This is a genomic window from Microbispora sp. GKU 823 (genome assembly GCF_002027145.1).
In the GTDB taxonomy this organism is placed as follows: Bacteria; Actinomycetota; Actinomycetes; order Streptosporangiales; family Streptosporangiaceae; genus Microbispora; species Microbispora siamensis.
In genome coordinates, this window is record NZ_MWJN01000043.1 from 59,737 (window position 1) to 69,455 (window position 9,719).

General features: G+C 72.4%; 12 protein-coding genes. 1 reads left to right on the forward strand and 11 read right to left on the reverse strand.

The window, feature by feature from the left end; all coding sequences use genetic code 11:
- Window positions 1-6: 6 nt before the first annotated feature.
- From B1L11_RS51665 to B1L11_RS22845, 11 genes are all read right to left on the reverse strand, one after another.
- The gene (locus B1L11_RS51665) at window positions 7-726 is read right to left on the reverse strand and encodes a sensor histidine kinase KdpD (protein WP_256862801.1); all 720 of its coding nucleotides are present in this window, start codon (window positions 724-726) and stop codon (window positions 7-9) included.
- Between the two features lie 99 nt (window positions 727-825).
- Window positions 826-1,251, reverse strand: a complete 426-nt coding sequence (locus tag B1L11_RS51670; RefSeq protein ID WP_256862802.1) for a hypothetical protein — start codon at window positions 1,249-1,251, stop codon at window positions 826-828.
- Window positions 1,252-1,310: 59 nt separating this feature from the next.
- Complete coding sequence (locus B1L11_RS22805) at window positions 1,311-1,979, reverse strand: response regulator transcription factor (RefSeq protein ID WP_030451323.1); 669 nt, start codon at window positions 1,977-1,979, stop codon at window positions 1,311-1,313.
- Between the two features lie 288 nt (window positions 1,980-2,267).
- Window positions 2,268-2,750, reverse strand: coding sequence for a bacterioferritin (bfr, locus tag B1L11_RS22810; RefSeq protein WP_030509436.1), 483 nt, complete (start codon window positions 2,748-2,750; stop codon window positions 2,268-2,270).
- 13 nt (window positions 2,751-2,763) lie between these two features.
- The gene (locus tag B1L11_RS22815; protein WP_306291692.1) at window positions 2,764-2,964 is read right to left on the reverse strand and encodes a bacterioferritin-associated ferredoxin; all 201 of its coding nucleotides are present in this window, start codon (window positions 2,962-2,964) and stop codon (window positions 2,764-2,766) included.
- A 113-nt stretch (window positions 2,965-3,077) separates the two neighbouring features.
- A complete protein-coding gene (locus tag B1L11_RS22820; RefSeq protein ID WP_079316372.1) occupies window positions 3,078-4,163 on the reverse strand; it encodes an S-(hydroxymethyl)mycothiol dehydrogenase in 1,086 nt (361 codons plus the stop codon).
- Window positions 4,164-4,173: 10 nt separating this feature from the next.
- On the reverse strand, window positions 4,174-5,175 hold the full coding sequence (locus B1L11_RS22825) for an adenylate/guanylate cyclase domain-containing protein (RefSeq protein ID WP_256862803.1): 1,002 nt from the start codon (window positions 5,173-5,175) through the stop codon (window positions 4,174-4,176).
- 38 nt (window positions 5,176-5,213) lie between these two features.
- On the reverse strand, window positions 5,214-5,726 hold the full coding sequence (locus B1L11_RS22830) for a PH domain-containing protein (RefSeq protein WP_079316363.1): 513 nt from the start codon (window positions 5,724-5,726) through the stop codon (window positions 5,214-5,216).
- A gap of 44 nt (window positions 5,727-5,770) precedes the next feature.
- Window positions 5,771-6,616: a biotin--[acetyl-CoA-carboxylase] ligase gene (locus B1L11_RS22835; RefSeq protein ID WP_079316364.1), complete on the reverse strand. Its 846-nt coding sequence runs from the start codon at window positions 6,614-6,616 to the stop codon at window positions 5,771-5,773.
- A 32-nt stretch (window positions 6,617-6,648) separates the two neighbouring features.
- Entirely contained in the window at window positions 6,649-7,434 is a 786-nt protein-coding gene (locus B1L11_RS22840) for a sulfotransferase (protein ID WP_143737463.1), read from the reverse strand.
- Window positions 7,431-8,567, reverse strand: coding sequence for a glycosyltransferase family 9 protein (locus B1L11_RS22845; protein ID WP_079316366.1), 1,137 nt, complete (start codon window positions 8,565-8,567; stop codon window positions 7,431-7,433). Before B1L11_RS22845 ends, B1L11_RS22840 begins: the two co-directional genes overlap by 4 nt.
- A 106-nt stretch (window positions 8,568-8,673) precedes the next feature.
- Between B1L11_RS22845 and B1L11_RS22850 the strand changes: the two genes are divergently transcribed.
- Window positions 8,674-9,719 (forward strand): glycosyltransferase family 4 protein (locus B1L11_RS22850; protein ID WP_079316367.1); only part of this gene is annotated, 1,046 nt, incomplete at its 3' end.

Sequence of the window (9,719 nt, forward strand, 5' to 3'; positions counted from 1 at the left end):
CCTTCGTCAGGCGGGACCGCTCACCACACGGTGACGGCCGCTGTCGCGGGTGTGACGTAAGAAGATGGCGAAGGTCGCCGGACGGCGCTTGACCAGTTCGAGCCGCCCGCCGTCGGCGGCCACCAGGGCACGGGCGAGGGTGAGCCCCAGGCCCGTGCCGCCTCCCCCGCTCACGCTCCGCTCGAACACCCGGTGGCCGAGGGCCTCCGGAATGCCCGGGCCCTCGTCGGCCACCTCGATCACCACAGACCTGCCCGTACTCGATGTGTTGATCGTCAGCACGCCGTCGCCGTGCTTGAGGGAGTTCTCCAGCAGGGTGGACAGCACCTGGCTGAGCCCGCCGGTCGTGCCGAGGGCGCTGAGGCCCCGGTCGCCCGCGAGCACCAGCGACCGGTGGGCCCGGCGGAACGCCGGCTCCCACTCGATGATCTGCTGCCCCACCACGTCGTCCACGTCGATCGGCTCCGCCTGGGCGTGACGCTGGCGGCGGGCGGCGGCCAGCAGTTCGTCGATCACGGCGGTCAGCCGCTCGACCTGCACCACCGCGGCCTCGCCCTCCTCGCGAACCACCTCGGGCTGGTCGGCCGCCGCGACGATCTCCTCCAGGCGCATGCTCAGCCCGGTGAGCGGCGTACGCAGTTGGTGGGAGGCGTCGGTCGCGAACTCGCGTTCCCGGGCGAGCAGGTCGGAGATCCGCAGCGCGCTGCGGTCCAGCACCTCGGCCACGAGATCCAGCTCCGGGATCCCGTAGCGGTGCCTGCTCGGCCTCGCGTCGCCCGAGCCCAGCCGCTCCGGCGATCCTGGTGAGATCTTGGAGCGGCAGGCTCAGGCGAGCGAGGTGACGGTGGCCAGCCCGATCGCGGCCCCGAGGGCCACGACCGCGAGCGCGATGATGAGCACCAGCCGCGCCTGGGTGTCCTGTTGGATCTGGGCCGCGTCGCGGCTGACGCGTACGTAACCGTTCTCGGAACGCGCCTCCTCGGTCAGATCACGGCCCGCCGGTGGAGGCGAGCCCACGACGATCGGCGGTTTCCCGCGGACGAACACCTGGAGGTATCGGTCCGGGTAGTTCCGCGCGAGCTGGTCCGGACTGATCCCCTGGCCCTGGCTGAGTGAGTACTCCACTCCGAGCAGCAGCCGGCTCGCGTCCGTTCTAAGCTCCTGGGCGACCTCGTCGCTGATCAAGCGCACGACGACCACGCCCAGGGGCACGCCTAACAGCAGTACCGCGATGACCGCGACGAGCAGCATGGAGGAAAGCAGGCGCCGGCGCACGTGCTAGCCCCTCCCCCTGAACCGCCCCACGGCGGCTACTCGCGCTCGAAACGGAAGCCGACCCCTCGGACTGTCGTGATGTAGCGCGGCTTGGCCGCGTCGTCGCCCAGCTTCCGGCGCAGCCACGAGATGTGCATGTCCAGTGTCTTCGTCGACCCCCACCAGTTCGTGTCCCACACCTCGCGCATGATCTGCTCGCGGGTGACGACCTTGCCCGCGTCCCGTACGAGCACGCGCAGCAAATCGAACTCCTTGGTGGTCAGGTGCAGTTCCTTGTCTCCCATCCAGGCCCGGCGGGAGTCGGCGTCGATGCGGACGCCTTGCACCACCGGGGTCTCCGAGGTTCCGCGCCGGAGCAGAGCCCGCACGCGGGCGAGCAGTTCTGCCAGGCGGAACGGCTTGGTCACATAGTCGTCGGCCCCGGCGTCGAGACCGACGACGGTGTCGACTTCGTCGACGCGGGCGGTGAGGATCAGGACCGGAGTCCCGTGCCCCTCCGCGCGAATGCGGCGCGCGACCTCCAGCCCGTCCATCTCTGGAAGGCCGAGGTCGAGAACAATCAGGTCGACGCCCCCCGACAAGGCCCTCTCCAGGGCCTGCGGGCCATCTGGGCTCACCTCCACCTGATAGCCCTCCCGGCGCAGGGCACGCGCCAGCGGCTCGGATATCGAGGTGTCATCCTCGGCGAGAAGTACGCAGGTCATGGTGCGATCGTAGGACCTTAAGCGATCGTTTCCCGGCTACAGCGCGCCTTTTGACTTGTCGTTGACCCATCAATTGACCTGGGCAAACACTGATAAATCCGGGATAGTCAGCACGCAACCGACGCGATCTTCTGCCCTATTCTCCACCATTCCGAACTTCGTCGCTGGAAAGCGGATAATGGCATGAAAAACGCCCGCCGAAACGATGACGGCGGGCGTTGTCCATCTGATTTCCCGTGCGACCGGGAGCGGCGGCCCCGGAAAAGCGCCGGATCAGGAGAGCGCGGCTCAGGAGGACGACGGCGGCTCCGCGTACCGCTGAAGGTACAGCTGCTCGCCCAGGCTCTCCAGGAGGCCCAGCTCGGTCTCCAGGTAGTCGATGTGGTGCTCCTCGTCGGCCAGGATGCGCTCGAAGAGCGTGGCCGAGGTGATGTCCCCCCGCTCGCGCATGAGGGCGATCCCGGGCCGCAGCCGCTTGACCACGCCCAGCTCCAGTTCCAGGTCGGCCTGAAGCTGCTCCCTGACGGTCTGTCCGATGTGCAGGGTGTTCAGCTTCTGATAGTTCGGCAGGCCCTCCAGGAACAGGATCCGGTCGGTGAGTTCCTCCGCGTGCCGCATCTCGTCGATGGACTCGGCCCGCGTGATGGCGGCGAGCTTCGTATATCCCCAGTTCTCCTGCAGCTTGGCGTGCAGGAAGTACTGGTTGATGGCGGTCAGCTCGGAGGTGAGCTGCTCGTTGAGCAGCGCGATGATCTCTTTGTCGCCCTGCATAAGCTTCCTCGATCTATGCGCTGGTGACCAGGTCCTCTGACCGTTTCAGGATCGCACAGATCTTCCGGACACAAGACGCGCAGTCCCCCCCTGCACCGGTGGCGTCCCGCACCTGGCGAGCCGTCCTCGCCCCCTCGGCGATGCAGTCGTGCACCTCGCTCTCGGTGACGGCGCGGCAGATGCAGACGTACATGGGTCGCCTCTCAGGGATCATCAGGAAGGTTAGGCATACCTAAGGTAACTCACTTTGGTAAGGCTTGCCTACGTGATCCAGGGCACAGAAAGGGGCGGCACTCGGCAATGCAAGCGCCGCCCCTCGCGTGAGCGTCAGAGCACCACGACCGACCGCAGCACCTCCCCGCGGTGCATCTTGCCGAACGCCTCCTCGACCTGGTCGAGGCCGATGGTCTCGGAGACGAACCCGTCGAGGTCGAGCCGTCCCTGCAGGTAGAGGTCGATCAGCATGGGGAAGTCGCGGCTGGGCAGGCAGTCGCCGTACCAGGAGGACTTGAGCGCGCCGCCGCGGCCGAAGACGTCGAGCAGCGGCAGTTCGAGCTGCATCTCCGGTGTCGGCACGCCGACCAGCACGACGGTCCCGGCCAGGTCGCGGGCGTAGAAGGCCTGCTTGTACGTCTCGGGGCGGCCCACCGCCTCGATCACGACGTCGGCCCCGAACCCGCCGGTCAGCTCGCGGATCGCCTCCACCGCGTCGGTCTCGCGGGAGTTCACGGTGTGCGTGGCGCCGAAACGCCGGGCCCAGTCGAGCTTGCGGTCGTCCACGTCCACCGCGATGATCGTCCGGGCCCCGGCGAGGTGTGCGCCCGCGATGGCCGCGTTGCCCACGCCGCCGCAGCCGATGACGGCGACCGTGTCGCCCCTGGTCACGCCGCCGGTGTTGATCGCGGCCCCGAGGCCGGCCATCACACCGCAGCCGAGCAGGCCGGCGACGGCCGGCTTGGCCGCCGGGTTGACCTTCGTGCACTGCCCGGCCGCCACCAGGGTCTTCTCCAGGAACGCCCCGATGCCGAGCGCCGGGCTGAGCACGGTGCCGTCGGCCAGCGTCATCTTCTGAGTCGCGTTGTGGGTGTTGAAGCAGTACCACGGCCGGCCCCGCAGACACGCGCGGCACTGCCCGCACACCGCCCGCCAGTTGAGGATCACGTAGTCGCCGGGCTCGACCTCGGTCACGCCCTCGCCGACCGCCTCGACGACGCCCGCGGCCTCGTGGCCCAGCAGGAACGGGAAGTCGTCGTTGATGCCGCCCTCGCGGTAGTGGAGGTCGGTGTGGCAGACCCCGCAGGCCTGCACGTTCACGACGGCCTCGCCGGGCCCCGGGTCCGGCACGACGACGGTCTCCAGCGTCACCGCCTCTCCCTTGCTGCGCGCCACCACGCCCTGGACTTCGTACGGCATGTCCTGCACCTCAACTTTCTCGGCTGGATCTCCTCAGAACATACGGCTCCACCACGCCGAGCCCGCGCGCGGGACGGCGGCGGAGTTTGACCAGGTCGACGCCGGGCGCACCGGCGAGGCCCGCGGCCAGTTCGCTGTCGGCCAGGATCGTGCCGGGCCTGGCGATCGCCGTCAGCCGGGCCGCCAGGTTGACGGTCGTGCCGAAGACGTCGCCCATCGCCGGGAGCACCGGGCCGTACGCCAGCCCGACCCGCACGTCGGGGCCTTCGGCGTCCCGCTTGAGCTCGTCGAGCAGGTCGAGCGCGATGAGGGCCGCGGTCCTCGGGTCGGCGGCGGTGAAGAGCACCTCGTCGCCGAGCGTCTTGACCAGCCGCCCGTCGTGCGCGGCGATCACGTCGGAGGCCCGCGACTCGAACCCCTCGACCAGGTCGGCCAGCGCCAGCTCGTCCAGCTCCCTGGACACGCGGGTGAAGGCGACGAGGTCGGCGAACCCGACCGCGAGCCTCGGCCGGGTCGGCGATACGTCCTCGCCCGGCTCGGCGAGGGAGACCAGCCGGCTCGCGGTCGCGGCGAGCTGGGAGCGCCAGACGTGCACCAGCGTCTGCTCGAAGTCCGGCAGCAGGCGGCTGACCGTGTCCATCACCTGCCGCAGCGCGTCCTCCCCCGCCCGCGCGCCGGGCTCGATCAGCGCGTCGACCATGATCTCGGCCTGCCACTGGGCGAGCCGCGCGGTCGTACGGCCGAGGGCCCTGGCCATGCGGATGACGGTCCGCTCGTCGAGCATCTCCGCGTCGAGCAGGTCGCGGATGCGGTGCAGGGCCTCCAGGTCGGCCTCGGTGAACGCCACGGCGTCGTCGGCGAACGTGGCGAAGCCGAGGGCCCGCCAGATCCGCGCGGCCAGGTCCTGCGGGATGCCGGCCGCCTCTGCGACCTGCCTCCGGGTGTAGGCCGGCGCCGGCCCCAGGAACAGCCGCCGCATGTCGTCGGCGCCGGGCCGCCCGCTTGTGTCCACGTCCCCCTCCCCCGCACGGCGCGCAGGCCGCGCCGCGCTCAGTCCCCGTCGATGTTCCCGTCCGCGGCGTCCTCCACCAGCCGGAACAGCTCGTGCCGTACGCGCTGGATCTGGGGGATGTCGCGGTAGTCGATGTCGCCCTTCTCCGACGCCGACTCGACCCGGAGCGTGCCGCATCCCAGGACGCGCTCCATGAGCCGCTGGTCGGAGCTCACGCTGCTCACCTTGGCCAGCGGGATGTCGTCCTCCGACTTGTTCAGCACTCCGGTGCTGATCGCGAAGCGGTGCGAGGTCAGCGTGTAGGACGTCGTCACCCAGCGCAGGTAGGGGACGATCGTCCACAGGACCAGCGCGACGAAGGCGACCACGGCCACCGCGCCGCGGGCGTACCCCGCGTACTCGTAGTCGCCGGGGATGAGGACGAAGGCCGCGACGGCGGCGGCCAGCACGACGATGAGGGCGAGGATCGGCAGGATCAGCCGCTTCCAGTGCGGATGGAACGATAGAACGACCCGCTCGCCGTCGGCCAGATATTGATCGGGGAGACCCATGGCGCAAATCGTGACACGATCGCCGGTGGAATGCATGCGTTCGGTCAGCCTGCGGCGCCGTTCTCCCGGGACGTGTCACGGCGGACGTGGACGACGTCGCCCGCGCTGAGCGTGTGCTCTCCGTCCTCGGCGCGTACGAGCAGGTGGCCGGACGCGTCGACGCCGGTCGCCAGGCCGGTCAGCACCCGCTCGCCGGGCAGTTCGACCCTGACCTCCTGGCCGACGGTGGACGACCACGCGAGGTAGGCGGCACGCAGGCCCGAGGCGTCCGCGTCGCCGTCGGCCGCCGTCCAGTCGCGGTAGTGCGACTCGACCTCCCGCAGGATCGCGCGCAGCAGCGGGTCGCGGTCGGTGCAGGCGGCGTTCTCGACGGCGAGGGACGTGGCCCGGTCCACGGGCAACTCCTCCGGCCGCAGCGAGACGTTGAGCCCCATGCCGACGACCACCATGCGGTCCACCCGCTCGGCCAGGATCCCGGCGAGCTTGCGCTCCCCAACCATGAGGTCGTTGGGCCACTTGAGCCGCACGTCGATCTCCGCGATCCGCCGTACGGCCGAGGCTGCGGCGAGGCCGACCAGCAGCGCCAGCCAGCCCTGCCGGGCCATCGGCACCTCCGGCCGCAGCAGCATCGAGAACGTCAGCCCCGAGCGCGGCGGCGCGGTCCACGGGCGCCCGAGCCTGCCCCGGCCGGCGGACTGCGACTCCGCCACCAGCACGGCGCCCTCTGCCGGGCTCTCACGCACGGTCCTGGCCAGGTCGGCGTTGGTGGACCCGGTCCGCTCGACGACGCGTACGGACGACCACAGCGAGCCGGGGCGCACCAGCGCCCTGGTCAGCGCGGTCTCGGACAGCGGGGGCCGGTCGAGATCGGTGTACGGCGAGTCGGGCACGCACCCAGGCTATCGGCCCCGGGGCGCCGCTCTCATCGGCCGGGGCGGTCCGCGAGCGGCCCGGGAGGCGGCCGGGCCGCGACCAGATCCTCATAGCGCACCACCAGGCACCGCCGCGGCCCGAGCCGGTGGCGGGCGGCCCGCAGCGACCGCTGGTCGAAGGCCCACTCCTCGGCGAGCTCGCCCGGATCGCGGATCCCCCAGGGAACGGCCCGGTGCGAGGCGGCCACGGCACGCGGATCGCGCACCACCCCGACGATCTTCAGAGCGGGGTCGGCCGACGTCATCGCCCGCCACCACAGCAGGTGCTCCGGCGTCTTCTCGCCGTACCGCGCGGTGAGGGAACACGGCGAGCACAGCGCGACGACCAGCGCGGAGAACAGGTCGATCAGACGGTCGCAGCGCGGGCCGAGCAGCTCGAACATCCGGGCGCGGTCGAGGCGCAGGCCCGCCGAGGTGGGCAGCGCCTCGAACCGGCTCAGCTCGTCGCGCACCTCCGGCCACGTGAGGGGGAAGCGCCGCCTGGCGAGCAGGCCGGGCGCGAACAGGTGCAGGAAGTGGGTCTCGGGCGGCATCGCCACGTCCGGCAGCTCGCAGCACAGCCGCTGGGTCACGGTGGTGCCCGACCTCGGTGTGCCGACCACGAGGAACGACAGACGCGGCACCGTGTCCCGTGCGACGACCTGCGCCCCGTCCCGCGCCGGGACCCGAGTGCGGTGCGCCGGGCCTCGTGCCGCGTCCCGCCCGCTGTCCGGCGGTGTGTCCCCCGCTGTGTCCGGCGCCGCGATCAGCGCGTCGCTCTCCGGGGCCGTCGTCATCGGGCGTCCCGCGTGCCCGCCGGGGTCCGCCACCAGGGGCCGCCGCGCTCGTCGGCCAGGCGCAGCGCCTCGGCCGCGACCTGCTCGGGCGGGATGTCGAGGCAGTCGAGGGCGAACGGGCAGGCGAACTGGCGGCAGGGCGAGCACGCGGTGGGCACCGTGAGGATCGACGCCGGGCCGAACCGCGGCCGATACTGCTCCACCTGCTCGGTGCCGGCGAACAGCACGACCACGGGCGTGCCGAGCGCGCCGGCCAGGTGCGCCCCGCCGCTGTTGTTGCACACGACCACGTCGACGGCGTCGATGAGCGCCGCCAGGACCGGTACGTCGACCCGGCCAGGCAGCAGGACCGCGCCGGGCACGCCGGCGCCGGTGGCCTCGACGAGCGGCGCCTCCCTGGCCGTGCCCGCCACGAGGACCCGCAGCCCGGCGGCCGTGAGCAGCCCGGCCACCCGGGCGAACCGGTCGGCCGGGTAGCGCCGCGCGGAGCAGGAGGCCCCGGGGAGGATGAGCACGCACGGCCGCCTTCCGCGACCGTCCCCTCCGGAGCCGGCGCCGAGTAGGCGGCGGGCCGTACGGGCCGCCTCGGCGGGCACCCGCACGTGCAGCCTGCCCTCGACCGGAGGGACGCCCACCCGTTCGAGCAGGTGCAGCGCGCGGTCCACCTGGTGGGTCTCGTCGGGCGGCGAGGGCACCCAGTGGGTCAGCCCCACCCCGCCGAACTCCTTGGACATGCCGACCCGTACGGGCACCCCGGCGAGCCGGCAGAGGTACGCGGCCGGCCAGGGGGCCTGGGAGAACGAGGTCAGGATCACCGCCGCCTCGTAGCCGCCCCAGCCGATCCGCTCGACGAGATCCAGGTCGTCGGTGACCGGGACGTCCTCCCCGCCCGTCTTCTGCCATGAGACCGAGGCGGTGAGCACGCCGTCCACCTCGGGGAGCAGCCCGGCCACGGCGGCGCCCGCGGGGGGCGGCCAGCAGATCGAGCCGGGCGCGGGGGGCGCCCGCCGCAGCGCCCGCAGCGCCGGGCCGGCCATCACGACGTCGCCGAGGTTGTCGGGGCGGATCACGAGCACACGGGCGAGCCTCCGCCACGGGACCGGCGGCCCGGCGAGCGCCGCGGGATGCTCCATTTCCTGCGGGTACCCCTCGAAAAAGGGACATAAAGCCCAATAAACGTATGGTTTGCCCTGAAAGTCCCTCGGGCACCTCCCCGGCAGCGACGCCGAGGAGGGGACGGTGACCGTGACGGAGGACGGCCGGATCCGCGTGGCCATGGTCCACGGTCCCGGGCCCGCCGACCGCGACGGCGTCGGCGACTACGTCGAACGGCTCGTCGGCGCGCTCGGCGACGCCGGAGTCGAGGCGGTGAGGGTGCCCGTGGGATCGCCGGGGGCCCGATCCCCCTGGCACTGGCTGCCGGCCACTCTCGACGCCGCGCGGCGGGTGCGGCGGCTGCGCCCGGACGTGGTCCACGTGCAGTTCGCCCCTTCGGCCTACCGGTTCTCCGGGCTGCCTGGACTGCTGCCGCCCCTGCTGCCGCCCGGCGCGCCGCTGGTGACCACCCTGCACGAGTACGGCTGGTGGGCGGCCCCCGGATGGGTGCCGGGCCCCGTCTGGCGGCCCCTGGAACGCGCCCGCCTCTGGGACCGGGAGACCGGGCGGCTGGTGCCCGCCAGCGCCCTCGTGGTGGTCACGAACGCCTCCCACGCCCGGCAGGTCAGGCGGCGCGTCGGAACGGCCGCCGTGGAGGTGCCGCTGGCGCCGAACGTCGTGGACTACGGCGGCGGACGGCAGGCGCGCGTGCGGGTGCGGGACCGGCTCGGCATGGGGCGGGACGACCCGCTGCTCGCCTTCTTCGGGTTCGTGCACCCCGTGAAAGGCGTGCGGCAGCTCATCGAGGCCCTGCCCACGTTGCGCGCGGCCCGTCCCCGCCTGCGCCTGCTGGTCGTGGGCGGCTTCACCTCCCAGGCGCTGCCGGAGGCCGAGGCCCGGGCCTTCCGCGCGGAACTGGAGGCGCTGGCCGCGCGGCACGGCGTCGCCGGCGCGGTCACGTTCACCGGGCACCTGCCCGCCGCCCGGGTGTCGGAGCTCCTGCACGCGGCGGACGCGGGGGTCCTGCCCTTCACCGCCGGGGTGACGACCAAGAGCGGCGCGCTGCTCACGATGCTGGCGCACGGGCTGCCGACCGCGGTCACCGTGCCGGACGAGCCCGATCCCACCCTCCCGCTCGGGGAGGCCGTCGCCGTGATCAGGGCCCGCCGCGACGCCGCCGCCATCGCGGC

What these genes read in the sequence shown, in the direction of transcription:
- B1L11_RS22830 (WP_079316363.1), bottom strand. Translation starts at nt 5,726, where the DNA reads ATGGGTCTCCCCGATCAATATCTGGCCGACGGCGAGCGGGTCGTTCTA.
- bfr (WP_030509436.1), bottom strand. Translation starts at nt 2,750, where the DNA reads ATGCAGGGCGACAAAGAGATCATCGCGCTGCTCAACGAGCAGCTCACC.
- B1L11_RS22840 (WP_143737463.1), bottom strand. Translation starts at nt 7,434, where the DNA reads ATGACGACGGCCCCGGAGAGCGACGCGCTGATCGCGGCGCCGGACACA.
- B1L11_RS22820 (WP_079316372.1), bottom strand. Translation starts at nt 4,163, where the DNA reads ATGCCGTACGAAGTCCAGGGCGTGGTGGCGCGCAGCAAGGGAGAGGCG.
- B1L11_RS22805 (WP_030451323.1), bottom strand. Translation starts at nt 1,979, where the DNA reads ATGACCTGCGTACTTCTCGCCGAGGATGACACCTCGATATCCGAGCCG.
- B1L11_RS51670 (WP_256862802.1), bottom strand. Translation starts at nt 1,251, where the DNA reads ATGCTGCTCGTCGCGGTCATCGCGGTACTGCTGTTAGGCGTGCCCCTG.
- B1L11_RS22845 (WP_079316366.1), bottom strand. Translation starts at nt 8,567, where the DNA reads ATGGAGCATCCCGCGGCGCTCGCCGGGCCGCCGGTCCCGTGGCGGAGG.
- B1L11_RS22815 (WP_306291692.1), bottom strand. Translation starts at nt 2,964, where the DNA reads ATGATCCCTGAGAGGCGACCCATGTACGTCTGCATCTGCCGCGCCGTC.